At 72.7% G+C, this 24,310-nt stretch carries 24 protein-coding genes and 3 tRNA genes; 17 read left to right on the plus strand and 10 right to left on the minus strand.

Going from position 1 to position 24,310, the window contains the following annotated elements:
• The first annotated feature begins 27 nt into the window (after positions 1 to 27).
• The 3 genes from AB0B68_RS18910 (at position 28) to arfB (ending at position 1,736) form a co-directional block, all read left to right on the plus strand.
• Positions 28 to 882, plus strand: a complete 855-nt coding sequence (locus tag AB0B68_RS18910) for a trypsin-like peptidase domain-containing protein (protein WP_357200796.1) — start codon at positions 28 to 30, stop codon at positions 880 to 882.
• Positions 883 to 979: 97 nt separating this feature from the next.
• The gene (locus tag AB0B68_RS18915; RefSeq protein WP_355005291.1) at positions 980 to 1,276 is read left to right on the plus strand and encodes a hypothetical protein; all 297 of its coding nucleotides are present in this window, start codon (positions 980 to 982) and stop codon (positions 1,274 to 1,276) included.
• Between the two features lie 34 nt (positions 1,277 to 1,310).
• Positions 1,311 to 1,736, plus strand: a complete 426-nt coding sequence (gene arfB, locus AB0B68_RS18920) for an alternative ribosome rescue aminoacyl-tRNA hydrolase ArfB (protein ID WP_357200793.1) — start codon at positions 1,311 to 1,313, stop codon at positions 1,734 to 1,736.
• Between the two features lie 40 nt (positions 1,737 to 1,776).
• Here arfB and AB0B68_RS18925 read toward each other — a convergent pair whose 3' ends face one another.
• Together AB0B68_RS18925 and AB0B68_RS18930 are read right to left on the minus strand one after the other, a co-directional pair.
• Entirely contained in the window at positions 1,777 to 2,643 is an 867-nt protein-coding gene (locus tag AB0B68_RS18925) for a 3-methyladenine DNA glycosylase (protein WP_357200790.1), read from the minus strand.
• A 35-nt stretch (positions 2,644 to 2,678) separates the two neighbouring features.
• A complete protein-coding gene (locus AB0B68_RS18930; RefSeq protein WP_357261404.1) occupies positions 2,679 to 4,130 on the minus strand; it encodes a hypothetical protein in 1,452 nt (483 codons plus the stop codon).
• Positions 4,131 to 4,303: 173 nt separating this feature from the next.
• On the opposite strand from AB0B68_RS18930, the gene AB0B68_RS18935 reads away from it, so the two are divergent.
• The 4 genes from AB0B68_RS18935 to AB0B68_RS18950 all read left to right on the plus strand — a co-directional run bounded on the left by AB0B68_RS18935 (position 4,304) and on the right by AB0B68_RS18950 (position 5,742).
• Complete coding sequence (locus AB0B68_RS18935; RefSeq protein ID WP_091393135.1) at positions 4,304 to 5,107, plus strand: fumarylacetoacetate hydrolase family protein; 804 nt, start codon at positions 4,304 to 4,306, stop codon at positions 5,105 to 5,107.
• 108 nt (positions 5,108 to 5,215) lie between these two features.
• Positions 5,216 to 5,287, plus strand: a tRNA-Gln gene (locus tag AB0B68_RS18940).
• A 134-nt stretch (positions 5,288 to 5,421) separates the two neighbouring features.
• A tRNA-Glu gene (locus AB0B68_RS18945) sits at positions 5,422 to 5,494 on the plus strand.
• Positions 5,495 to 5,669: 175 nt separating this feature from the next.
• Positions 5,670 to 5,742: transfer RNA gene (locus AB0B68_RS18950), tRNA-Glu, on the plus strand.
• Positions 5,743 to 5,946: 204 nt separating this feature from the next.
• On the opposite strand, the gene AB0B68_RS18955 is transcribed toward AB0B68_RS18950, so the two are convergent.
• The gene (locus AB0B68_RS18955) at positions 5,947 to 6,633 is read right to left on the minus strand and encodes an IclR family transcriptional regulator (RefSeq protein ID WP_007456408.1); all 687 of its coding nucleotides are present in this window, start codon (positions 6,631 to 6,633) and stop codon (positions 5,947 to 5,949) included.
• A gap of 49 nt (positions 6,634 to 6,682) precedes the next feature.
• On the opposite strand from AB0B68_RS18955, the gene leuC reads away from it, so the two are divergent.
• From leuC to AB0B68_RS18975, 4 genes are all read left to right on the plus strand, one after another.
• Positions 6,683 to 8,128: a 3-isopropylmalate dehydratase large subunit gene (leuC, locus tag AB0B68_RS18960; protein ID WP_355005287.1), complete on the plus strand. Its 1,446-nt coding sequence runs from the start codon at positions 6,683 to 6,685 to the stop codon at positions 8,126 to 8,128.
• Between the two features lie 14 nt (positions 8,129 to 8,142).
• On the plus strand, positions 8,143 to 8,730 hold the full coding sequence (gene leuD / locus AB0B68_RS18965; RefSeq protein WP_355005286.1) for a 3-isopropylmalate dehydratase small subunit: 588 nt from the start codon (positions 8,143 to 8,145) through the stop codon (positions 8,728 to 8,730).
• Between the two features lie 172 nt (positions 8,731 to 8,902).
• Positions 8,903 to 9,586 (plus strand): HU family DNA-binding protein, encoded by a 684-nt coding sequence (locus tag AB0B68_RS18970; protein ID WP_357261407.1) that lies wholly within the window; start codon positions 8,903 to 8,905, stop codon positions 9,584 to 9,586.
• A gap of 162 nt (positions 9,587 to 9,748) precedes the next feature.
• Positions 9,749 to 11,689, plus strand: coding sequence for an endonuclease/exonuclease/phosphatase family protein (locus AB0B68_RS18975; RefSeq protein WP_357261410.1), 1,941 nt, complete (start codon positions 9,749 to 9,751; stop codon positions 11,687 to 11,689).
• A 12-nt stretch (positions 11,690 to 11,701) separates the two neighbouring features.
• On the opposite strand, the gene AB0B68_RS18980 is transcribed toward AB0B68_RS18975, so the two are convergent.
• The 5 genes from AB0B68_RS18980 to cofC are packed head-to-tail and all read right to left on the minus strand — an operon-like array spanning position 11,702 to position 17,434.
• Positions 11,702 to 12,580 (minus strand): NUDIX hydrolase, encoded by an 879-nt coding sequence (locus AB0B68_RS18980; RefSeq protein ID WP_357198901.1) that lies wholly within the window; start codon positions 12,578 to 12,580, stop codon positions 11,702 to 11,704.
• A complete protein-coding gene (locus AB0B68_RS18985) occupies positions 12,568 to 14,088 on the minus strand; it encodes a CYTH and CHAD domain-containing protein (RefSeq protein ID WP_357261413.1) in 1,521 nt (506 codons plus the stop codon). The genes AB0B68_RS18980 and AB0B68_RS18985 overlap by 13 nt, the downstream gene beginning before the upstream one ends.
• Before the next feature lie 24 nt (positions 14,089 to 14,112).
• A complete protein-coding gene (locus AB0B68_RS18990; protein WP_357198907.1) occupies positions 14,113 to 16,476 on the minus strand; it encodes an RNA degradosome polyphosphate kinase in 2,364 nt (787 codons plus the stop codon).
• 54 nt (positions 16,477 to 16,530) lie between these two features.
• Complete coding sequence (locus tag AB0B68_RS18995; protein ID WP_030335323.1) at positions 16,531 to 16,728, minus strand: hypothetical protein; 198 nt, start codon at positions 16,726 to 16,728, stop codon at positions 16,531 to 16,533.
• Positions 16,729 to 16,786: 58 nt separating this feature from the next.
• The gene (gene cofC / locus AB0B68_RS19000; protein ID WP_355005280.1) at positions 16,787 to 17,434 is read right to left on the minus strand and encodes a 2-phospho-L-lactate guanylyltransferase; all 648 of its coding nucleotides are present in this window, start codon (positions 17,432 to 17,434) and stop codon (positions 16,787 to 16,789) included.
• Positions 17,435 to 17,560: 126 nt separating this feature from the next.
• Between cofC and AB0B68_RS19005 the strand changes: the two genes are divergently transcribed.
• The 5 genes from AB0B68_RS19005 to AB0B68_RS19025 all read left to right on the plus strand — a co-directional run bounded on the left by AB0B68_RS19005 (position 17,561) and on the right by AB0B68_RS19025 (position 22,521).
• Complete coding sequence (locus AB0B68_RS19005; RefSeq protein WP_357261416.1) at positions 17,561 to 18,298, plus strand: lysophospholipid acyltransferase family protein; 738 nt, start codon at positions 17,561 to 17,563, stop codon at positions 18,296 to 18,298.
• Positions 18,295 to 19,302, plus strand: coding sequence for an NAD(P)H-dependent glycerol-3-phosphate dehydrogenase (locus AB0B68_RS19010; protein WP_357198913.1), 1,008 nt, complete (start codon positions 18,295 to 18,297; stop codon positions 19,300 to 19,302). The genes AB0B68_RS19005 and AB0B68_RS19010 overlap by 4 nt, the downstream gene beginning before the upstream one ends.
• An 8-nt stretch (positions 19,303 to 19,310) precedes the next feature.
• Positions 19,311 to 20,429, plus strand: coding sequence for a cystathionine gamma-lyase (locus tag AB0B68_RS19015; RefSeq protein WP_357261419.1), 1,119 nt, complete (start codon positions 19,311 to 19,313; stop codon positions 20,427 to 20,429).
• Positions 20,430 to 20,461: 32 nt separating this feature from the next.
• Complete coding sequence (locus tag AB0B68_RS19020) at positions 20,462 to 21,214, plus strand: putative protein N(5)-glutamine methyltransferase (RefSeq protein WP_357261422.1); 753 nt, start codon at positions 20,462 to 20,464, stop codon at positions 21,212 to 21,214.
• Positions 21,215 to 21,471: 257 nt separating this feature from the next.
• Positions 21,472 to 22,521, plus strand: a complete 1,050-nt coding sequence (locus AB0B68_RS19025; RefSeq protein ID WP_357198920.1) for an ROK family protein — start codon at positions 21,472 to 21,474, stop codon at positions 22,519 to 22,521.
• A 92-nt stretch (positions 22,522 to 22,613) separates the two neighbouring features.
• Here AB0B68_RS19025 and AB0B68_RS19030 read toward each other — a convergent pair whose 3' ends face one another.
• Both AB0B68_RS19030 and AB0B68_RS19035 read right to left on the minus strand, forming a co-directional pair.
• On the minus strand, positions 22,614 to 22,814 hold the full coding sequence (locus tag AB0B68_RS19030; RefSeq protein ID WP_355005274.1) for a DUF397 domain-containing protein: 201 nt from the start codon (positions 22,812 to 22,814) through the stop codon (positions 22,614 to 22,616).
• 5 nt (positions 22,815 to 22,819) lie between these two features.
• Positions 22,820 to 23,665 carry a helix-turn-helix transcriptional regulator gene (locus AB0B68_RS19035; protein ID WP_091393087.1) on the minus strand — a complete coding sequence of 282 codons (846 nt, stop codon included), beginning with the start codon at positions 23,663 to 23,665 and terminating at the stop codon, positions 22,820 to 22,822.
• A gap of 279 nt (positions 23,666 to 23,944) precedes the next feature.
• Between AB0B68_RS19035 and AB0B68_RS19040 the strand changes: the two genes are divergently transcribed.
• A complete protein-coding gene (locus tag AB0B68_RS19040) occupies positions 23,945 to 24,163 on the plus strand; it encodes a hypothetical protein (RefSeq protein WP_030335309.1) in 219 nt (72 codons plus the stop codon).
• Positions 24,164 to 24,310 lie beyond the last annotated feature (147 nt).

Genomic DNA, 24,310 nt, shown 5'->3' on the forward strand with positions numbered 1-24,310 from the left:
AACCGACGTCGACAGTGAGGAGTGCGCATGGCAGTGCAGACCGGACTGGGCGAACCGCGCGGTCCCTGGTTCATCTCACCGGAACTCGACCCGGAAGGGCGCGGGTGGTGGGACGCGCCCGAGCGCGACCCGGGCAGGCGAGGGCCCGGGAGGCTGTTCACCGTGTTGGCCGTGGTGGCGGTCTCGGCCGTCTCCGGTGCTCTCGCCGGCGGCGTGGTGGCCAGTCGGGACGGGGCTGGTGGTCCGGCCGCGGCGTCCGCCGCTCCGGTGCCGGCCGAGCTGGTCACCGCGGCCGCACGGACCGTACCCGGGGTGGTATCGGTGCTGGCCGGTGGCGCGACCAGCGGGTCCGCGACCGGCTCCGGCTTCGCCGTCGACGACCAGCAGCACCTGATCACCAACGACCACATCCTGGCCAAGGGGGGTGGCGGACCGGTGACCGTCGAGCTGCCCGACGGCCGCCGGTTCGCCGCCGAGGTGGTCGGACGGGAGCCGCGCAGCGACCTGGCGGTGCTGAAGGTGCCGGCATCGGCGGGTCTCGCCCCGCTGCCCCTGGCCAAGCCCGGCGCGACCCGGGTCGGTGAGCCGGTGCTCGCTGTCGGTTCACCGCTCGGTCTGGCGGGGACGGTCACCGCGGGCATCGTCAGCGCCCTCGACCGGGAGGTGCGGCTCGGCAACAGCCGGCACACCGCGGTGCAGACCGACGCGTCAATCAACCCCGGCAACTCCGGTGGGCCACTGGTCAACGCGCGCGGGGAAGTGGTCGGGGTGAACACCGCGATCGCCACCATCGATGGAAACGGCTCGATCGGCATTGGGTTCGCCATCCCGATCGACCAGGTGCAGCAGACCGCCGACACGATCATCGGCAAGGGCGGCTGAGCTGCCCGAACACCCTGACGGTGCCAGCACTGTCGGATATCCGGCCGGACGGCATCGGACAATGGAAATATTACGCTCGGTATGGATACTGGCTGAGGTGGAGCGTCCTCTTCTCACGGTCCTCCTGCTGGTGGGCCTGGTCATCGGATGTGCAGTGGGGTCGGCGTACGCCCGGGCACGGCGCGGGTGGAACGATTACCAGACCGTCAAGAAATCGGTGCCAGGCGCCCGCCGCGGCGCCTGGTCACTGATCCGCGGCGTCGTCGTGAAGGCCGCGGTCATCGGGGTGCTGCTCTTCGGCGCGGTGGCGTACGCGGCCGTCGGCTCCGACGAGGAGACCGCCGGGCCGCCGCCCAGCCAGTCCCCGACGCAGAGTGAGCCTCCGCACCGATGACCCCCGGTAGGTCGTCGCGGGTTAGCCTCGGGGCGTGGACGACGGACTGCGGGTGACCGACCGGTGGGTCGTCCCCGCCGGGGAGCTGCGGGAGCGCTTCTCCCGCTCGTCGGGGCCGGGCGGGCAGGGCGTGAACACCGCGGACTCCCGGGTCGAGCTGAGCTACGACGTGGCCAACTCGCCGGCCGTGCCCGAGTGGCTGCGGTCGCGGGCGCTGGCCCGGCTGGCCAACCGCCTCGTCGACGGGGTGCTGACGATCGCCGCCAGCGAGCACCGGGCCCAGCTGGCCAACCGGGAGGCGGCCCGGGCCCGGATGACAGCTCTGCTGCGGGAGGCCGCCGCGCCTCCACCGCCGACCCGGCGCGCCACCCGGCCGTCCCGTGGTGCCAAGGAACGCCGACTGGCCGAGAAGAAGCGCCAGTCCCAACGCAAACGGGACCGCCGCGCCGACGACGACTAGGCCGGTCCCAGCGCAAACGGGGACAGCGCCGCGCCGACGACTATCGCGGGACGGCGGCGAGCAGCCGGTCGCGCAGCACGGCGGCCCGCTCGGCGAAGCCGCGTTGCGCCGCCGCGTACTCCGCCCGGCCGTCCGGAGTCTCCACCCGCACCGGCGGGTAGCCGAGGGCCGCCAGGTCGTACGGGCTGGCCCGCATGTCCAGGGTGCGGATGTCCCGGGCCAGGTCGAACGCGTCGGCCACCAGCTCCGAGGTCACCAACGGCGACAGCTTGTACGCCCACTTGTACAGATCCATGTTGGCGTGCAGGCAGCCCGGCTGCTCGTGCGCGTGCTGCGTCTCCCGGGTGGGGGTGAGCAGGTTCAACGGGCGGGCCGGCGGTGTGAAGAACCGGAACGCGTCGAAGTGGCTGCACCGCACGCCCCGCTCCTCGACGACCTCGGCGGTGCGTTCCGCGCTGAGCCGCAGCGGCCAGGCGTTGTGCCGCAACTCCTCCCGGGTCTGCCGGTAGACCATTGCCCACTCGTGCATCCCGAAGCAGCCGAAGTGCGGCGCCCGTCCGCGCGTCGCCTCCAGCAGGGAGCGGATCCAGGCGATCGACTCGCCGCGCCGCGCGCGTACCCCCTCGGTGTCGAGGGTGACCCCGGCGGTGCCGGCGCGGTAGTCGCGGCCGAACTCGGCCGGGTCGGCGTCCCGTAGCTCGACCCCGGGCCCCGGATGCCAGCGCCGCAGCTGGGCCGGGCGGTGCGAGTAGTAGGTGAACAGGAAGTCGGCCACCGGATGCCGCTCACCGCGTCGTCGCCGGGCCAGGTGCGGGGTCAGCCAGACATCCACCCGCTCCTCGTGGGCCCGTCGGCGGGCCTGCCACTGCGCCGCGTCGAGCACGGCGGGGGCGAGGGCGGCGGTCACGCACCCCAGGGTACGACCGCCGCCCGCGCACCCGGTCAGGGCATCTGCACCCGGACGCCTGCGGAGAACACCCCGCTGCGCAGCTCCAACTGCTGGGGAGGGTCCCGCCCGTCGACGGTGAAGATCAGCGGGAGCACCATCCGGGTGCCCGCCGCCATCGGGGCGGCGAAGACGTCCCGACCCAGGTTCGCCGTCCGGGTGGCCGGCTCGTCGGTGCTCACCCAGCGTCCGTCGGGCAGGTACGCCCGTTGCAGCTCGCTGTGCCAGGGCTGGTGGTCCCCGGTGAGGTTGCGCACTCCGACGGTGGCCTCGCAGCGTCGCCCGTTGGCCGGTGCGGCACCGCCGCCGTCGGTCTTCCCGGCGGTGCCGGGCGCGCCGCAGGTCATCCGGTACACGGTGAACTCGAACGCCGACTCGCGCAGCGGCACTCCCATGGCCCCGGCGACCCCGGTGCCCACCCACGCGCCGCTGGTGGGCTGCTTCTGCGTGTCGATTGCCGCGACCTGCCGGGTCGCCGTCCAGCCCGCGGTGCCGACCACGCCGGCGAGCACCACCACGGCGGCACCCACCAACATCCACACCGGCGGGGTACGCCGACGTCGCACCGGACTTGGGGCCGCCGGCCGGGGATAGACCGTCCCGCGGCCATGCTCAGCGCCGCCGCCGGTGGAGAGCGCGGCAGCCGTCACCCGACGCCCGCGCCGACGTCGCCACACCCAGACCAGGGCGGCGCTGATCAGCAGCAGGACCGCCAGTCCGGCGAGCAGCACCGGGTAGCGGCGCCACGGTGGCGCCTCGCTCACCTCGGCCGGCGGTGCCGCTGCCGCCTGCCAGGTGGCCGTGGCGCAGTCGTACGGCCGGCTGCCGTCACTGGTGAACGCGCAGGTCGGCGCGGTCAGCGGCCGGCCCGGCGCGGTCGCCGCGAGCGCGGTGCCCAGGGTGGTGGTGCTGTGCGCGGGTAGCCGCAGCCGCCAGGTCACCTCGGTGGCCGATCCGCCGGCCGAGCTGGATCGGCCACCACCGCTGATCGCGGTCGTCGACGAGCCGGGCGGCAGTTCCTGACGCACCGTGGTCTCCAGCGGCGAGTTGCTCACGTTGCGCACCTGGATCCGGTACCTCGGTGCCGGGCTGCTCTCTGTCGCGACCGCCACAGTGACCTGTTGCGGGGGAGCCGAAGCCGGTGCCTGGGTCGGTGGTGCCATCGCCGGTGGCGCCGAGGGCGGGGTGGGGTCGGTCACCCGCGCGACCATCGCCACCGGCGGCCGGGTTCCCACTGGTGCTGGTGTGGCGACCGGTGGTGCGACCGCCATTGGTGGTCGTGTGGCGGCCGGTGGTGCGGCGGCCGTTGGTCGTGGCGTGGCCGCCGGTGGTCGTGGCGTGGCCGCCGCCTCCGGCGCCGCCGTCGGCAGGGCCGGCACGGCGGCGAGGATGCCGAGGCAGTGCACGAACACTGCGAGGGCTCTGTGGTGTCGTGTCGATGCAGGCATACGACGAACCTCCGGAGCCGACGCTAGGGGCCAGCCGCCTCCGTGCGGGTACGAAGTCGAGAAGTCCGCCCCGGTCACCTCCAGCTCCGGTAGGGTGCCGCGCGCTGACGGGTTGAGCACACCCGACCGCCTGTCCTGGCCGTCCGGGGTGCCGACGGCGCTAGATTGGCCGGGTGCGTATCGCTCGTTTCGCCCATGCCAAGGGAATGTCGTTCGGTGCCGTCGAAGGCGAAGCGGAGGCCGGGCCGCAGGGTCTGACCATCGCCGAGATCGAGGGCCACCCGTTCGGCAATCTCTCCTTCAGTGGGGCCCGTTGGGCCCTCTCCGACGTTCGGCTGCTCTCGCCGATCCTGCCCAGCAAGGTGGTCTGTGTCGGCCGCAACTACGCCGACCACGCCGCCGAGCTCGGCAACGAGGTGCCCAAGGAGCCGCTGCTCTTCCTCAAGCCGTCCACCTCGGTGATCGGCCCCCGGGACGCCATCCGGCTGCCGATCTTCTCCAAGCAGGTCGAGCACGAGGCGGAGCTGGCGGTCGTGATCGGGGCGCCGGGTGCGCGCCGCGCCGACCGCGCCGCCGCCGAACGCGCCATCTTCGGCTACACCTGCGCCAACGACGTCACCGCTCGGGACCTCCAGCGGTCGGACGGCCAGTGGACCCGGGCCAAGGGCTTCGACTCGTTCTGCCCGATCGGCCCGTGGATCACCACCGGGCTGGACGTGTCCGACCTGGAGATCCGGTGTGAGGTGGGTCGCAACCCGGAGGAGATGGAGGTACGCCAACTCGGCCGGACGAAGGACATGGTCTTCGACGTGCCGGGCCTGGTGTCGTACATCTCGCACGTCATGACTCTGCTGCCCGGTGACGTCGTTCTCACCGGCACTCCAGCCGGGGTTAGCCCGCTTGTCGAGGGGGATACGGTCACCGTGCGGATCGACGGCATCGGCGAGCTCACCAACCCGGTGGTTCCCGTCGCCTGATCCGTCTGATGCCCCTGTTTCCGCAGCTCACGGGTGGTTCGGGGGGATCGGATTTGGCCTGCCGGCACCGGGAGGGTAAAGTTCACTCCCGGCGCCGCAAGGGGCCAATGGGGTATGGGGTAATTGGCAGCCCGACTGATTCTGGTTCAGTTAGTCTAGGTTCGAGTCCTGGTACCCCAGCGCTGCTGGAGTTCGCGAGAATTTCCAGACGCTGGATTCTGACGGAGTTCGACTCCGCCCCTTCGGGGGCGGAGGGTGGTCTTCGGTAGAGTGCAGCTCCTCCGCCGCCAAGGTGGGGGAGCAAAAGTTGTTCTGGCCCCGTCGTCTAGCGGCCCAGGACGCCGCCCTCTCAAGGCGGTAGCGCCGGTTCGAATCCGGTCGGGGCTACAGCGTGCACGGCCCGTCTCACCTCGTGAGGCGGGCTGTTTCGTGTCCGCCCGGCGGCGTCCGGTCCGGCCCCCGGCGGGCCCTGGGGTGGCGGCGCACCCCGCGCTCGCGCCCGGGCACGGTGCCGCTAGACTACATTCGCACCGCCCGCGAGGGTGGTGAACGGAAAAGTTCTGGCCCCGTCGTCTAGCGGCCCAGGACGCCGCCCTCTCAAGGCGGTAGCGCCGGTTCGAATCCGGTCGGGGCTACAACCAAAGGCTCATCTCGCCCAGCGAGATGAGCCTTTTCCCGTCCCACCCCACCCCACCCCACCCCACCCCACCGCCCTCTCTGCCGCACCCACCTCCGCCCCGGTTGATCATGAAGTTATTGCCCTCGCCCTCGGCGTGTCGTGGCAATAACTTCATGATCAACGAGGGCGGGTCTGGTTGGAGGGGGCAGGGGGGTGGGGGTTAGAGGCCGGACAGGCGTTGGCCGGCTCTCACCACTGCCATGGCGTGGCGTTCGCCGGGGCGGCGGCCCAGGCGCTCGATCGGGCCGGAGATGCTGACCGAGGCGATGACCCGGCCGGTGCGGTCGCGGATCGGGGCGGAGACGCTCGCCACACCGGCCTCCCGCTCGGCGACGCTCTGCGCCCAGCCGCGACGGCGTACCTCGGCGAGGGTGCGGCCGGTGAACTTGCTGCGCGGCAGCAGCGGCATGACCGCCTCCGGCGGCTCCCAGGCGAGCAGGATCTGGGCCGCTGAGCCGGCCGTCATCGGCAGCACCGAGCCCACCGGAACGGTGTCCCGTAGACCGCTGGCGCGTTCCGCCGCCGCCACGCAGATCCGCTCGTCGGCACGGCGCAGGTAGAGCTGCGCGCTCTCACCGGTGGCGTCGCGCAGCGCGGCCAGCAGCGGCTCGGCGGCGGTCAGCAGAACGTCCGGTGCGGCGTTTGCCAGCTCCCCCAGGCGGGGGCCGGGCCGCCATCTGCCCTGGGTGTCACGCACCAGCATTCGGTGGATCTCCAGGGCCTGGGCCAGGCGATGTGCTGTGGCCCGGGGCAGCTTGGTGCGTTCGACGAGTTCGGCCAGGCTGGCGCCGTCCACGCAGGCGGCCAGGATGACCACCGCCTTGTCGAGAACGCCGACACCGCTCATACTGTGTCCCACAAGCCGAAACTTACCTCCCAGAATTTAGGATGTCCAGATGGTGGGAGTCACTCCTGAGCCGAGGACCCTGGCCGAGAAGGTCTGGGACGCGCACGTCGTACGGTCCGCCGCTGGTGAGCCGGACCTGCTCTTCATCGACCTGCACCTGCTGCACGAGGTGACCAGCCCGCAGGCCTTCGACGGGCTTCGGCTCGCCGGGCGCCGGGTGCGTCGTACCGACCTGACCCTCGCGACCGAGGACCACAACACCCCGACCGGGTACGACGACCCGGCGTTCCGCCTCCGCCGTGGTGACCTGCTCACCATCGCGGACCCCACGTCGCGTACGCAGATCGAGACGTTGCGCCGCAACTGCGCCGAGTTCGGGGTGCGGCTGCACCCGCTCGGCGACGACAACCAGGGCATCGTGCACGTGATCGGCCCGCAGCTCGGTGTCACCCAGCCGGGCATGACGATCGTCTGCGGCGATTCGCACACCGCCACCCACGGCGCCTTCGGAGCGCTCGCCTTCGGCATCGGCACCAGCGAGGTGGAGCACGTGCTGGCCACCCAGACGCTGCCGCAGAGCCGGCCGAAGACGATGGCCGTGAACGTCACCGGCCGGCTCGCGCCAGGCGTGACCGCCAAGGACCTGGTGCTCGCGCTGATCACGCAGGTCGGCACCGGTGGAGGTCGCGGGCACATCGTCGAGTACCGCGGCGAGGCGATCCGCGCCCTCTCCATGGAGGGGCGAATGACCATCGCCAACATGTCCATCGAGTGGGGCGCCAAGGCCGGCATGATCGCGCCGGACGAGACCACCTTCGCGTACCTCAAGGGTCGACCGAACGCGCCGCAGGGCGCGGACTGGGACGCGGCGGTGGCGTGGTGGCGGACGCTGCCCACCGACGAGGGCGCGAGCTTCGACGCCGAGGTGACCCTGGATGCCAGCCAGATCACCCCGTTCGTCACCTGGGGCACCAACCCGGGGCAGGGCGCGCCGCTGAGCGCGCCGGTGCCGGACCCGGAGGAGTTCGTCACCGACTCGGAGCGTGCCGCCGCACGCCGCGCCCTGGAGTACATGGACCTGCGTCCCGGCACCCCGCTTCGGGAGCTGCCGATCGACGTGGTGTTCGTGGGGTCCTGCACCAACGGTCGCCTGGAGGACCTGCGGGCCGCCGCCGACGTGCTGCGTGGCCACCGGGTCGCCGACGGCGTCCGGATGCTCGTGGTGCCCGGCTCCGCCGCGGTGCGCGAGGCCGCCGAGGCCGAGGGCCTGGACAAGGTCTTCGCCGACGCCGGGGCGGAGTGGCGGTTCGCCGGCTGCTCCATGTGTCTGGGGATGAACCCCGACACGCTGAAGCCGGGCGAGCGCTCCGCCTCCACCTCGAACCGCAACTTCGAGGGCCGTCAGGGCCGGGGCGGGCGCACCCACCTGGTCTCCCCGCCGGTGGCCGCCGCCACCGCCGTGGTCGGCCGGCTGGCCGCCCCCGCCGACCTGTAGAAGGGACCGACGAGATGGACAAGTTCACCACCCACACCGGCACCGCCGTGCCGCTGCGCCGGTCCAACGTGGACACCGACCAGATCATCCCCGCCGTGTACCTCAAGCGGGTGACCCGGACGGGCTTCGCCGACGGGCTGTTCAGCGCCTGGCGGGAAGATCCGGCATTCGTGCTCAACGATGAAAACTATTCCGGAGCGTCGATCCTCATCGCCGGTCCGGAGTTCGGCACGGGGTCCTCCCGGGAACACGCGGTCTGGGCGCTACGGGACTGGGGCTTCCGTGCCGTGGTGGCCCCGCGCTTCGGTGACATCTTCCGCGGCAACGCCCTCAAGGAAGGTCTGTTGCCGGTCGAGTTGGAATTGAAAGCCGTCGAAGAGTTGTGGGACCTGGTCGAAGCGGATCCCACCACTCCGGTGACGGTCGACCTGACCGCCCGCCAGCTCCGGGCGGGGGACGCCAGCTGGTCGTTCCCGCTTGACGACTTCAGCCGTTGGCGCCTCCTGGAGGGCCTCGACGACATTGGACTCACCCTCCGCCACGCCGCCGACATCGACTCCTACGAGGCGCGCCGACTGCCCTTCCTGCCCTCCGTGGCATAGCCGTTAGGCCGCCCGCGCAGCGGATTTCACCCCCATCGGTCCATCCGGTGGGGGTGAATCCGTTACGACACAAGGGCTTTTTTCTACCGAATGTTTGTGTCCCGGCAGCACAGGGCATACCGTGCGCGCAGAATGGCTCGCGACGAGTCAGTTGCACAATCGGGAGGAAGTCGTGAACAAGGCCGAGCTCATCGAGGCGCTCGCCGTTCGCCTGGGGGACCGGAAGATGGCGACGGCCGCGCTCGACGCGGTCCTCACCGAGGTCCAGGCGGCGGTCACCAAGGGCGAGAAGGTGGCGATCACCGGATTCGGAGCATTCGAAAAGCGTGTGCGTGGCGCGCGAACAGCGCGCAACCCGCGTACCGGCGAGGCGGTGAAGGTCAAGAAGACGTCAGTCCCGACCTTCCGCCCCGGCGCCGGGTTCAAGGAAATGGTGGCCAGCGGCAAGGTGCCGAAGGCCGCGGCGGCGACGAAGAAGACCGCCACCAGCACTGCCACGGCCAAGGCGGCGGGCACGAAGGCGACCGGCACCAAGGCGGCTACCGCCAAGGCGGCGGGCACCAAGGCGACCACGGCGAAGGCGGCCAGCAAGAAGACCGCCCCGGCCAAGGCGAGCAAGACCACCACGGCGACCAAGACGGTCGCCAGCAAGAAGACCGCCCCGGCCAAGGCGAGCAAGACCACCACGGCGACCAAGACGGCCGCCAGCAAGAAGACCACAGCGGCGAAGAAGACCACCGCCGCGACCCGGTCGACCGCGGCGAAGAAGACCACCGCGGCGGCGAGCAAGAGCACGGCGGCCAAGAAGGCGCCGGCGAAGAAGGCTCCGGCCAAGAAGGCGGCCAGCAAGCGCTGACCGACAGGTACCGCGAGGGCGTCCACCAGTGGGTGGGCGCCCTTTCGGTGTACCAGGACGACTTTTCGGCGTACGGGGACCGTTGACCGGGTTGGCCCGCTCGCGCAGAATCGCCGTGCCGGCCACCCCTGGGCCGGCCCGTCGACGGGAAATGGGGCGCCGGTGCGCTACCGACAGCTCACCACCGGCACGCTCGCGCTGGGCGTGCTCCTCCTCATCGACGTGCTGCGGGTCTGGCTGCCCGGCATCATCACCATCTTCGGTCAGGCGGCGTCCACCCCGGCCGAGCTGATGGGGGCGTTCGCCCTCGGCTGGTTCGTGCTCGCGATGGGCGCACCCACCGTGGTCCGCCGGGTCGGAGCCCGCCCGGTCACTGTCGTCGCCGCCGTCGCGCTCGCCGTCGCCCGGCTCGCGCTCACCGCCGCTCCTGGCGGGCGTACGCAGCTCTGGTTGGCCACCGCCGGTCTGCTCGCCGGGTTGGTCTGGCTGGTCGGCGTCGCGGCCGACACCGACCGCCCGGTCCCGGGGCTGGCGTTGGGGTTCGCTGTCAACGCGGCCCTGCACGCGGTGCTGGACACCGTCGACCTGGTCTGGCGGGGTGACTGGGTGGCCTGGCTGCTCAGCGCCGTCGCGGTGGCCGTGTTCCTGGTCGGCACGGCGCAACCCGGCCGCGGCGGTGCGGGAAACGGCCCCGCTGACGCCCCTGTCGGCCCCGCTGAGGCCCCTGCCGGCCCTGGTGGTGGTCGGGCCTGGCTGCTGGCCGGGCCGGCGCTGCTGCTGGCCGGGATGGTGGCGCTCTCCCCGGCGCTGGCCCGAACCGGAATGTCGTACCTGGTCGCTGGAGACGGGGTGGCTCGTTCGCCACTGTTCGGCCTGGCGCCGGTGCCGGTGGCGGTCGCCGGGTTCCTCTGCGCCGCGTTGACAGGGCCGCCGCGTGGGTGGGGCCGGGCGTACGGTCCGGTGGCGCTGCTCGGCGGCGCGGTGCTGTTCGCCCTCGACCGGGGCGACCTGCTCCTGCCGGCCATCCTCCTCGCCGCGGTCGGCCTCGGTGCCTGCCTCGCGCTGACCGACGACACCGGCCAGCCCGCCGCCGACACCGCGAGCGCCGGCACCAGCGCCGCCCGGCGGGGGTACGCGGTGGCCGCCGGGATGCTCGTCTTCGCGCTGGGGGCGGTCGGTTACTACTCGGCCTACGACCTCGGCTACCCGAACGCGGCGGTGCCGGTGGTGGTGGCTGTGCTGATCGCCGCCGTGGCGTTCACCGCCCGCGCCGTCGTCGACCGGCTTCCCGGGCCGTTTCCGCCGCTCCGGGCCGCCGCCGTGGTCACCGCGCTGGCCCTGCTGGCGCCGGTGCTCGCCGACGAGGTGCCGGTGGCCAGCAACCGGGACGGCCCACCGGAACGGTTGACAGTGGTGGCGTACAACATCCGGATGGGGTTCGGGCTGGACGGCCGGTTCGACCTGGCCGGTCTCGCCGAGGTGGTCGAGCGGCAACGGCCCGACGTGGTGCTGCTCAGCGAGGTGGACCGGGCGTGGCTGCTCAACGGCGGGCACGACACCCTGGATCTGCTGGCCGACCGGCTCGGTATGCCGTACGTCTTCGGGCCGGCCGCCGACCCGGTCTGGGGCGACGCGGTGCTCAGCCGTTGGCCGGTGGACGATCCGCGGACCCTGCCGCTGGCCGCCGTCGGCGCCCCCACCGGCGCGCAGGCCCTCGCCGTCACGCTCGATCTCAGCGACGGTGTCCGTACCGCCGTTGTCAGCACCCACCTGCAACCGCCGCCCGGCAAGGGCCCGGTGGTCCAGGCCCGCGCGGTCGCCGACTTCGCCACCCGGTACGCGGCCGGTCGGCCGTTGGTGGTGGCCGGTGACCTGAACACCGAACCGGGCGACGAGGCGTTCGTGGAGTTCACCAAGGCCGGCCTGGTCGACGCGTTGGCCGCTGCCCGACCACTGGCGACCAGCCCGGCGGACGACCCGCGCCAGCAGATCGACCACATCTTCGTCTCGCCCGGCCTGACCCCCGGCGATCCGGTCGCGCCGCGCAGCACCGCCAGCGACCACCTGCCGGTCGCGGTGACAGTGACCCTGCCGCCCCGCTGACGAAGGCCGGCCCTACAGGCGATCGGCGGCCAACAGCCGGTCGGCAGCGAAGGAGAGCAGCCAACCGCCGCCCTTCGGCGTGGTGAAGTCCTCATCGGTGCGGCCGGTCAGCCGCTCCAGGGCGCCCGGCAGGACCTTGCCCTGACTGCACACCGCCGACTGCCCACCGGTGCCGGCCAACTCCAACAGCCGGGCGGCGGTGTGCAGGATCTGCTCGTCGCCCTGCTGGCCGGGTTGCGGCTCGTCCAGGTCGCCACAGACCTCGATCGGCAGATCGAGCAACGCGGCGACCGGATCGAGTGTCTGCACGCACCGTCGCGGCGACGCCGACACCAGCCGGGCCGGCCGGATCAGGGCGATCAGCCCGGCCAGCGTGCTCGCCTGGGCCCACCCCTCGGCGTCCAGGGGTCGCCCGACGTCCGGGCCGGACCAGGTGGCCCGCTTACCGGCGTGCGCGTGCCGGACCAGCGCGACAGTCGCCGTCACCGACGGCAGCGCGGCGAACGCCGCCAACACCTCGGCGTCGTGCGGGTAGCTGACCAACCGGATCGCGTCGTCCACCGCGAGCCAGCGGATGTCGTCCACCTCGGTGTCGGGTTGGAAACCGCCGCTGGCCACCGCGAGCATCGACCAGTAGTCGACGAGCTTGGGTTGCCCCTCGCTGCGGTAGCGCACCGACGGCAGCCGCACCTGCGGCACGCCCCGCACGTCGGCCTCCTCGGCCACCTCACGCACGGCCGCGGCCAGCGCGTGCTCGCCCGGCTCCAGCTTGCCCTTCGGCAGCGTCCAGTCGCCGTAACGGGGACGGTGCACCACGCAGACGCGTACGCCGTCGTCGGTCGGCCGCCAGGCCACCCCGCCCGCTGCCCGGATGCCCGTCACGGCAGCCAACTGGTGCGCCGTCGCCGGGTGGCCCGGTGCCAGGCAGCCGGGAGGAGACCCCGCGTCCGGCGTACCGACTGGCGTTCCCGCTCGGCCAGCCGCCCGGCGGTGACAGCCAGCTCGTGGTCGCCCGGTCGCTCGGCGGCGATCTCCAACCAGGTGTCCGCCGCCACCGCCGCGTCCTGATGCTCGCCGAGCACGTCCTGCACCTGGGCGAGTGCGCGGGACAGCCGCCGTGCGCCCTTGCCGACAGTCGGGGCCACCGCGTTGACCGCGTACCGGGTCTGCTTGCCCTCCTTGCGGACGGCGTGCCAGCGGTCGTCCGGCGACTGCGCGTCGAGCCCGCCGACGCCGTCCGGCCCGGTCAACCGCCGCCAGGGGCGGGCCACCAGCGCGGGTAGCGCCTGCGCGGCGCGCGCTGCCGCCCCTCGGGTGAAACGGGGCGCGCGGGCGGCCAGCACCAGGGAGTCCACCAGGGCCAGGTAGCGCGCGGAGCGCAGCATCTCGTCGATGGCGGTGAGCGCCTGCCGCTGTCGTTCGGCGAGCACCTCGTCGAGCCGGTCCACAGCGCCCCGGTCGAGCGGGCTCAGCGGATCGGCGTCGGCGGTACGGCGCAGCCGCGCGCGCAGCACCTCGGCGTCGCGGGCCGCGCCGAGCACGTCGGCCAGCCAGCGCAGCTCGGCGCGCAGCGGGCGGGACCAGGTCTTTCGCAGCAACGGTTTGAAGGTGCGCAGGTCACTGCGCAGGCGTCGGCAGGCCACCCGCATCTGATGCACTGCGGTGTCGCCACCGGCTGCCGGGGCGCGCAGCCGGACCAGCGGGTCGTGCGCCAACAGCCGGCGGATCTCCTTGCGGAGCGACTCGGTCACCACGTCACCGGCGTTCGGCTCGGCGGTCAGCCCGGCCGGCGCGACCAGATCCGGATCGGCCTGCGCCGCCGCGCCCAGCGCCCGTACGTGCTTCGGCGTGAACGACCCGCCCTGGGCGCCGGCCTCCCGCAGCACCCCGCCGACCCGGTCGAGCAGCTCCCGGTCGCCGGCCTTCAGCTCCACCTCCACCTCGCGGAAGGTGTCGGTGGTGGTGCCGGAGTCGTCGAGCACCGTCACCCGGTCGTCCACCACCTCGGCGAGGACGGTGCCGGCCCGGTCACACACCTCGTACGCGTGCCGCAGCGTGCGGACCACGGTCACCGGGGCCAGCGGCGCACCCCGGTGCAGGACGGTGACCAACTCCACCAGCTCCGGCGGCGGCTGCCCCTTCCCCCCGGGGCGGGAGATCTCGTGCCGGACGCCCGGGGTCCCGGTCGGCAGTTTCACCGTCCAGGGCAGCTCGTCACCCTTGCGGTGGCGCAGCGAGGCACCGGCCCGGGCCAGCCGCAGGTCGACGGTGTCGAGGTAGCGGGCGACTAGCGTCACCGGTGGCAGTGCCCGCACCCGGCCGCCGGCCGGGGCCGTGCCGGCCAGGTCCGGCAGCACGTAGGCGTCGTCCACCTCGTACTTCTGCTCCTCCTCGACCATCAGCTCAGCCTATGCGCTGCGCGGTCAGCTGGCCGTGCCACCGACGCGGCGCAGCAGTAGTTCCTGCAGATGGGCCCGGGCCGCGTTGTCATCGCCGGTACGCCGGGTCCAGGTCCCGTCGCCGGCCAGCTCGAACGCGTCCACTTCGGGGCTCATCGCGGCGGTGAGCACCTGGTCCAACTCGGCGCGGGCGATCGGGTCGCTCACCTGCACCAGCGCTTCCACCCGCCGGTCCAGGTTGCGGTGCATGAGGTCGGCCGAGCCCATCCAGAACTCGGCCTCACCGTTGTTGCCGAACCGGAAGACCCGGGAGTGTTCCAGGAACCGGCCGAGGATCGAGCGGACCCGGATGTTCTCCGACAGCCCCGGCACCCCCGGGCGCAGCGTGCACATGCCCCGGATGAGCAGGTCGACGTGGACGCCGGCCTGGGAGGCGCGGTACAGCGCGTCGGTCACCCCCTCGTCGACCAGGGAGTTGACCTTGAACTGGACCAGGCCGGGCATCCCCAGGCGGACGTGCGACATCTCCCGCTCGATCCGCTCGATGAGGCCGCTGCGGATGCCCTGCGGGGCCACCAGCAACCGCCGGTACGCGGTCTGCCGGCTGTACCCGGTGAGCACGTTGAACAGGTCGGTGAGGTCGGCGCCGATCTCCGGGTCGGCGGTGAGCATGCCGAAGTCCTCGTACAGTCGGGCCGTCTTCGGGTGGTAGTTGCCGGTGCCGATGTGGCAGTAGCGACGGATCTGGTTGCCCTCCTGCCGGACCACCAGCGCGGTCTTGCAGTGCGTCTTCAAGCCGACCAGGCCGTAGACGACGTGGCAGCCGGCGCGTTCCAGCGTGCGGGCCCAGCCGATGTTCGCCACCTCGTCGAAGCGGGCCTTCACCTCCACCAGCACCACCACCTGCTTGCCGGCGGCGGCCGCGTCGACGAGCGCGTCGACGATCGGGGAGTCGCCGCTGGTCCGGTAGAGGGTCTGCTTGATGGCCAGCACGTTCGGGTCGGCGGCGGCCTGCTCGATGAAGCGCTGCACGCTGGTGGCGAACGAGTGGTACGGGTGGTGCACCAGGATGTCACCGTCGCGCAGGGTGGAGAAGACGCTGCGCGGCACCTCGCCCTCGGCGAGCCGGGGATGGGTTGCCGGCACGAACGGCGGGTCCTTCAGGTCCGGCCGGTCCGCCTCGCCGTAGACCTGCCACAGCGCGGACAGGTCCAGCAGGCCGGGCACCCGGAGCACGTCCTGGTCGTCCATGTCCAGCTCGCGGACGAGCAGCTCCAACATGTGGTCGGAGATGGACGCGGCGACCTCCAGCCGGACCGGGGGACCGAACCGCCGTCGGGCCAGCTCCCGCTCCAGGGCCTGGAGCAGGTCCTCGTCGCGGTCCTCGTCGACCTCCACCTCGGCGTTGCGGGTGACCCGGAACAGGTGGCACTCGACCACCTGCATGCCGCTGAACAGCTGCCCCAGGTGCACCGAGATGAGGTCCTCCACCGGCAACATCCGGACGCCCGGCTGGTCCCGGTCCACCCGGACGAAACGGGGGACGTTGTTGGGCACCTTCACCCGGGCGAACAGCTCCGAACCGCCGTCGGGGTCACGGACCGCCACCGCCAGGTTCAGCGACCGCCCCGAGATGTACGGGAACGGGTGCGCCGGGTCCACCGCGAGCGGGGTCAGTACCGGAAAGATGTGCTCCCGGAAGTAGGTGCGCAGCCGCTCCCGCTCGCCGTCGCCCAGCTCGCCCCAGCGCAGGATGCGGATGCCCTCGTCGGCCAGCTTGGGCAGCACGTCGTCGACGAAGCAGGCGGCATGCCGGGCGCCCAGCGCGGCGGTCCGCTCGGCGATCAGCTCCAACTGCGTACGCAGGGGCAGCCGGTCTCCGCCGCGCACCGGCAGGCCGGCGGAGAGCCGCCGCTTCAGACCGGCGATGCGCACCATGTAGAACTCGTCGAGATTGCTGGCGAAGATGGCCAGGAACTTGGCCCGCTCCAGCAGCGGGGTGCGCTGGTCCTCGGCCAGGGTGAGCACCCGGGCGTTGAAGTCGAGCCAGGACAGCTCCCGGTTGAGAAACCGGTCCTCGGGCAGCGGCGGGGGCGCTGCGGCCTCGTCGTCGTCCTCAGGCGCGGCACGGGTCGGCAGGTCGTCGGGCAGGACCTGGTGGACGCCACCGGCGGCGGGGCCGTCCGCTTCGACCTTCGGGGCGGGGTCGATGACCTCGTCCAGCCCGGAGGAGGCGGCTCCGGGATCGTCGGCGAGCGTGTCGGCGCGGGCGGCACCGGCACGTTCGGCGCGGGACGGGCGGAAGCGCCCATCGGTGCCGCGCGTACGGGAGCCGTTGCGGAGGTCGGTGGCGGGCGGGCGGGCCGGTTGCTCGCGAGGGGTGCTCACCCGCTCATAATCACCCGATTACGGTAAACGCAAAATGAACTTGGGCTCGCCGGCTCAGATCATCGTCGGCAATGTCACCCGGACAACCTCGCCGTCGGGATCCGTGTCGATGCGGACCCGCTGCCCGAGCCGGAGAAGCCGCAGCCCGGAGGCGTCGAAGGCCCGGGCGGGAAAACGCATCTCGGTGCCGTCGTCGAGCAGCAGGACACCGCTGCGCGTCGCCGCGTCGTAGCTGGCCACCGTGCCCTGCATGCTGGCACCGTACACCGGGCGGTTCGGCCTGTGGCGCGGGCTCGGCCCACCGGGCGGCTCAGCCTGCGGCGCGGGCCGGGCGACCGGCGGCCACCAGCGCGGCAGTGCGCGGCCCCAGCCCGAGCCGGGCGGCGGCGGCCAGGTCCGCGGCGGTGTCCACGTCCCGGCGCAGGCTGGGCCAGTCGCCGTCGAGCGGCAGCGCCCCGCTCGCCGCGTGCGCTACCGCCGAGCCCACCCCGAAACGCGGATCCAGCGGCACACCCGGCCCCGCGGTGAGCAGCACCGTGCCACCGCCGGGCGCGTCCGGCAGGAACCGGCGTACCCCGGGTCGACCGTTCTGCGCCGCGAGCAGCGCGCCGGCCAACTCGGCCGGGCGCAGCGCCGGCACATCCGCGGTGATCCCGGCCACCCACCCGGCGGCGGCAGTGGCCGCCCCGTGCCGGAACGCGGCGTTCAGGCCGGCGTCCGGTTCGTCCGGCAGCACCCCCGCGCCGGCGGCCCGCGCCGCCGCCGCCACCCGGGCGTCGTCGGTCACCACCAGAGCCTCGGCGACCGCCGGGCAGGCCAGCACCGCGCGGAGCGTGTCGGCCGCCAGGGCCAGCGCCAACTCCTCATGCGGTACGCCGGGCAGCGCGCCCCGCAGCCGGCTCTTGGCCACGGCCAGCCGCTTCACCGGCACCACCACGGCCCACCTCGGCTGAGTCACGTCCGCAATCCTGCCAGCCGTACGGCGGGCCCCTCGCTGGCCGTACCGGGGGCGAGCAGGCATGATTTCCGCTGCGGGCGTCGCGGGCGGGATTTCGCGGCGGTTGGGGCGCGACGAGGAGGCACAGTGGCACGGCGGAGCCTGGGGTTCTGGCAACGGTTCGCCGTGTGGCTGGTGAAGCCGGTGATGACCGTCTGGACCCGGCGTACCTGGCGTGGTCAGGAACATCTCCACGGCGACGGCGGCGTGATCATCGTGGCGAACCACATCTCCCACGCCGACCCGTTGGTGTCCGCGCACTTCATCTACGACTCCGGGCGCTGGCCGCAGTACCTGGGCAAGGCCAGCGTGTTCCGGGTGCCGGTGGTCGGCTGGATCCTGCACCGGTGCCGGCAGATCCCGGTCGAGCGGGGCAGCGTGGACGCCGTCCGCTCGCTGGACGCACTGGTCGCCGCGCTCGACGAGGGCGGCGCGGTCGTGATCTACCCTGAGGGCACCACCACGCGACAGCCGGAGCTCTGGCCGATGAAGGCCAAGACCGGTGCGGCCCGCCTGGCCCTGGCCACCGGCGCCCCGGTCGTACCGGTGGTGATGTGGGGGCCGGAACGGATCTTCGACCCGCGGACGACCCGTGTCAGCCTGCGCCCCCGGATCCCGGTGACCGTTGCCGCCGGGGAGCCGATCGACCTGAGCCGGTGGGCGGACGCCCCGCCGACCCGGGACACCCTCGAAGAGATGACGGACACCATCATGTTGCGGCTGCGGGACATGCTCGCCGAGATCCGTGGCGGTACCCCGCCGCCACTGTGGGAGCGACCGGCCCGACCGTCCGTCGGCCGCGAGCAGCGGGACGACGCGGCATGAGCGGTCACGTTGCGGTGCTCGGTGCCGGTTCCTGGGGCACCGCATTCGCCAAGATTCTTGCGGACGCGGGGCGGGACGTGACGGTGTGGGCCCGCCGGGCGCCCGTCGCCGAGAGCATCCGGACCGAGCGCCGTAATCCGGAGTACCTGCCCGACCTGCTGCTCCCGGCCCGTGTCGCGGCCACCGCCGACGCCGCCGAGGCGATCACCGGGGCCGAGGTGGTGGTGTTGGCAGTGCCGTCGCAGACTCTGCGCGGCAACCTCGCCGAATGGGCCGGGCACCTGCACCCGGATTCCACCCTGGTGTCGCTGATGAAGGGCATCGAGCTGGGCACCACCAAGCGGATGAGCGAGGTCATCGTGGAGACCGCCGGGGTCGCCGCGGACCGGGTGGTCGTCGTGTCCGGCCCGAACCTGGCCCCGGAGATCGCCGCCGAGCAGCCCGCCGCGACAGTGGTCGCCGGGACGAACAGCGCCCGCGCCACGCTCGTCCAGTCGTCGATCCGGACGCCGTACCTGCGCCCCTACACGAACGACGACGTGATCGGCTGTGAGCTGGGCGGGGCGGTCAAGAACGTGATCGCCCTGTCGTACGGCATCGCCACCGCGATGGGCTTCGGCGACAACACCCGGGCCATGCTGATGACCCGTGGGCTGGCCGAGACGGCCCGACTGGGCGTGGCGCTCGGCGCGGACCCGATCACCTTCGCCGGCCTCGCCGGCATGGGCGACCTGGTCGCGTCCTGCTCGTCCCCGCTGGCCCGCAACCGCACCTTCGGCGAGCATCTGGGTCGGGGTGAGACGCTGGAGCAGGCCCAGACCGCCACCCGGCAGACCGCCGAGGGCGTGAAGAGCTGCCTGGCGATCCGCGACCTGGCCCGGGCGCACGGCGTGGAGATGCCGATCACCGAGCAGGTCGAGCGGATCTGCCACGAGGGGATGGACCCGCGGCTCGCCGTGGAGACCCTGATGAGCCGCACCGCGAAACCCGAGTCGTACGAGTGAGGAACCCGATGAGCGAGTGGGGGGACGGCACCCGCTGCGTACGCGCTGGCCTGCCCGAGCCGGCGCCGGGGGACCCGTTCCTCCCCGGGCCGGTCTTCGCCGCGCCGTACCACCTCGACCCGTTCGAGGGTCAGGGCACGTCACCGAACGGCTACGGCCGCCCCGACAACCCGACCCGCCGGCTGTTGGAGGTGGCGGTGGGCGAGCTGGAGGGCGGTGACTGCCGGGTCTTCGCGACCGGTCAGGCGGCCATCACCGGCCTGCTGCTCACCCTGCTTCGACCGGGGGACACGGTGGTGCTTCCCACCGACGGATACTTCCCGGTCCGGGCGTTCGCCACCGGCGTGCTGGAGGCGATCGGCGTCCGGGTGCTGTTCGCGCCGACCGTCGGGCCGTACCCGTCGTTCGAGGGTGTCCGGCTGGTGCTGGTGGAGACGCCCGCCAACCCGGGCCTCGACGTGGTCGACGTGGCGGCCCTGGCCGAGCGGGCGCACGCCGCCGGCGCGCTGCTCGCTGTGGACAACACCACCGCCACCCCGCTCGGACAGCGCCCGCTGGATCTCGGTGCCGACCTGGTGGTCGCCTCCGGGACGAAGGCGCTCACCGGCCACTCCGACCTGCTGCTGGGCTATCTGGCCAGCCGGTCCACCGAGCTGATCGACGCGGTGACGACCTGGCGTACCACCACGGGGGCGGTTCCGGGCGCGTTCGACGCCTGGCTGGCCCACCGGTCACTGGCCACTCTCGACCTGCGGTTGGCGCGGCAGAGCGCGAACGCCGCCGCGGTCGTCGACCTGCTCGCCAACCGGTCGGACGTGACCGGCCTGCGGTGGCCGGGGCGGCCGGACGACAGGGCGTACCCGGTGGCCTCGGCGCAGATGCGCCGGATACCGGGGGTCCTCTCGTTCGACCTGGGCGACGCCGACCGGGTGGGTCGATTCGTCGAGGCCGCCCGGCTGGTGGCGGCGGCGACCTCCTTCGGTGGCCTGCACACCACGGCGGACCGGCGGGCCCAGTGGGGCGACGACACCGCTCCCGGCTTCGTCCGGCTCTCCTGTGGCGCGGAGGACACCGCGGACCTGGTGGCGGACATCGCCGCCGCGCTCGATGTGGCCGGACCGGTTTGACGTCTCCTTCCCCCGCCGAGCGGGCCGCTCTCGTGAGTCGGTTGCGGGCCGCCGGTTGCGTCTACGCCGAGGACGAGGCCGAGTTGCTGCTGGCCGCCGCGCGCAGTCCGGCGGCGTTGGCCGACCTGACCGACCGTCGGGTGGCGGGCGAACCGTTGGAGTACCTGCTCGGCTGGGCGGAGTTCTGTGGCCTGCGGATAGCTGTCGACGAGGGCGTCTTCGTGCCCCGGGCCCGGACCGCGCTGCTGGTCGAGATGGCTGCCGAGTTGACCGGCGCGGCGCCGGCCGTGGTCGACCTGTGCTGCGGCTCCGGGGCCACCACCGTCGCGCTGGCGCACCGGCTCGCGCCGCGCTGGCTGGCCGCCGCCGACATCGACCCGGCGGCCGTGGCGTGTGCGCGTCGCAACGTCGCCGGGTTGGACGTCGAGGTGTACGAGGGTGACCTCTTCGCGCCGCTGCCCGAGCGGTGGCGGGGTCGGCTGGACCTGGTGGTCGCCAACGCCCCGTACGTGCCGACCGACGCGGTCGCGCTGATGCCGCCGGAGGCGCGGCTGCACGAGGCCCCGGTGGCGCTCGACGGCGGCCCGGACGGGCTCTCCGTGTTGCGCCGGGTAGGTGTCGACGCGGCCGGTTGGCTCGCCCCCGGCGGCCACCTGGTGGTGGAAGCCGGCACCACCCAGATCGAAGCCCTCTGCGACGCGTTCGGCGAAGCGGGCCTGGTCCCCACCGTCCACCACGACGAGGACCTGGACGCCACCGCCCTGACCGCCCAACGCCCCGCCTGACCCGCACCCCGTACCCCCGCCCCCCCCGAACCCCCGGAACCCCTGACCCCGACCCCTGGCCCGCGTCGATCATGGAGTTGTGGTGCCTGGTTGATTTAGCTATGCGTTATTTGTCCCCCACCATAACTCCTTGATCGACCCGGGCGGGCTGTCCGGTTTCCGGTCGGGGTGGGGCTGGCGGGGCCGCCCGGGCATGGCGGGGGAGAGGGGTTGGCACTAGCCTCGGCTCACACTCATGACGGCGGGAGGCGGTTTCGGTGGGCAGCACAGGGGTGCCGGTGGTCGTCGGGCTGGACAACGGCGGCACCAGCAACAACGCCACAGTGCTGACGGTGGACGGCCGTTTCCTGGTGGACGGGCTGTTGGAGATCCCCAGCGAGGTGCGGGCCGGGCCGGAGGCGGCGATCGAGGCGTTGGCCCAGGCGTTGGACGGCGCCCTGGCGCAGACCGGCGTGCCGCGTGACCTGGTCCAGGCGGTCGGGCTGGACACTCCCGGCCCGGCCAGCGCCGACGGCGTCATCTCGTCGCGGGGCTCCACCAACTTCTCGCAGCCGGCCTGGCGAGGCTTCGACGTGCGAGGGGCGCTGGAGCGACGGCTCGGGCTGCCGGTGATCTATCACAACGACGGCAACGCGGCAGCGCTCTACGCCCACCACGTCTACTTCGGCGCCGACGCGATGAGCCGCTCGTCAGTGTCCGCGATCGTCGGCACCGGCCTGGGTGGCGGTGTGGTCGAGAGCGGTCGGGTGATCGCCGGTGCGGCCGGCATGGCGGGGGAGCTGGGGCACGTGCACATCCCGCTGAGCGGGTTGCTCGGCCCGGGTCAGCCGGAGCCCACCTGCGCCTGCGGTTTCACCGGTGATGTCGAGAGCATCGCCTCGCTGACCGGCATCGAACGCAACCTGCTGCCGTACTGGCTGACCAGGTACCCCGACCACCCGCTCGCCGCCGAGCCGGTGGCCCGGGCGGCAAAGCTGGTCCGGGGGTACGGCGAGCGCGAGGACGCCCTCGCACGGGACCTCTTCACCCAGCAGGCGATGGCGCTGGGGCGGCTGTTCACCGTCGCCGCGAACTTCAGTGACCCGCACGCGTACTTCGTCGGCGGCGGAGTGGTGGAGGCGGCGCCGGAGTTCCGCGACTGGTTCCTGGCGACGGTCCGCGAGCATACGGTGCTCCGCGAGGAGCAGGCGGCGGTGGCCACCTTCGCCCTGGTGCCGGATCGGGACATGGCCGGTGCCCGGGGCGTCGCGATCGCCGCGCTGGAGGCGCTACGCGCCACTCCGGAGCCCCGCCCGCTGGTTGCCTGAGCCGGCGCGGGCCGAGGCCCGCACCGGCTCAGGCACCGCTGGTCAGCGCTGCGGTGGTGCCTGGGCGAAGGCGGCCCAGGCGGCACCTCTGGTCAACGCTGCGGTGGTGCCTGGGCGAAGGCGGCCCAGGCGGCCGTTGGGAACAGCAGGGCCGGGCCGGCCGGGTCCTTGGAGTCGCGTACGGCAATGAGCCGCGGGATCGCGGCCACCTCCACGCAGGCACCTTCGTCGCCGCTGCGGCTGCTCTTGCGCCAGCGCGCCGCGGCCAAGGCCGCTGTGATCATCGGGGTCATCGGTCCTACCGTCCCTTCAGGACTGACAGGAGCATCTCGCGGCTGTCCGCCGGGCTGAGCGCCACGCTTCGGAGATGCTCCATGATCTTGGTGCAGGTACGCGTCTCGCCGGCGCGGTCGAGGATCATCTGACCCGCGACGGTCTCCACCGACGCGATGATCGGGTCCTCCGGGTCGGCGAACTCGAGGATGTGCAGGGAACCCCGGGTGCCCCGGTGGTAGCCGGCGGAGAGCGGGATCACCTGGACGCTGATGTTCGGCAACTCGGCCATCTTGACCAGGTGCCGTAATTGCCCGTTCATCACCGACTGGTCACCGACCGGCCGTAGCAGCGCGCCCTCGTCGATGATCGCGTCGAGGATGGGCGGCTGGTCGGCGGTGAGCCGCTGTTGTCGGTCGAGCCGGATCTTGACCCGCTGCTCCACCAGGTCGTCGCCGAGGGTGTGCGGCCCGCCGCGCATGACGCCACGGATGTAGTCAGCGGTCTGCAACAGGCCGGGCACCACCGAGGGTTCGAAGTTGGCGATGGCGGTCGCCTCGGCCTCCAATGCGATGAAGTCGATGGTGCGCGGATCCAGCAGGTAGGAGTACGACACCCACCAGCCGGGCTTGCGGGCGTCCTTGGCGAGCTGCACCGCCGCGGCCACCTCCTCGGCACTGACCCCGTACGACGTGAGCAGGGCGCGCACGGTGGCGGGGCTGATCAGGGTCTGGGCGTTCTCGTAGCGGGAGAGGGTGCTGCGGGTGCTGTTGATCTCGTCCGCCGCGGTCTCCAGCGTCAGCCCGGCGGCTTCCCGGTGGTGGCGCAGGGCGATGCCGAGCCGGCGGGCGCGGGCGGTCTTGGGGGCCATACATCGATGGTCGCATACATTTGCGGGAACGTCTGCATGAGAGAACGTCTATGGGAGTTGCATTCACGCCTATACACGTGTCAATCTGTTATGGCGTCCTCACCGCCGGTTGTCGTGGCGACGGTGGTGGTGAGCGACCGGAGGGGATGGGGCGCGCGGCGATCGGGTTTCTCCCCCGTACCCGATCGTCGCGTGCCGCCCCTCCACCCCCGGCCCGCCGGAAGGAGACGACGTGCGAACCCGCCCGGAGCCCCCCGCCGTACCCTCGGGCGGAGTGCGATGACCCGCTTCCTCGTGGTGCTCACCGACGTGCGCCCCGTCGAGGGCGTCAACCGCAACGAGCGGGTCGCGCCGGAACGGCGCCGGCAGGTCGTCGGGGCCAGCAGCCGGGAGGCCGCCGACCGCATCGCCGGAGCGTTCATGGCGCTGGGCATGGTGCGGGCCGGCCGGCAGCGGGTGAAGGTGATCGCGGTCGGCCGTCGGCACTCCCGGGACTGAACAAGCCCCGGGTCGGCGGTCCGTGACACTGCCACCGTCCGATTACGCACCGTATATCCTCTCCTGACTGTTTGCCGTGTCGTCCCGTGGCTCGCCGGGTATCGCCTCGCCTCGCGGCCACGCACAGTAAGGTCAACCGGGTGAGCG

The sequence above is a fragment of the Micromonospora sp. NPDC049049 genome, assembly GCF_040649115.1.
Lineage (GTDB): Bacteria > Actinomycetota > Actinomycetes > Mycobacteriales > Micromonosporaceae > Micromonospora.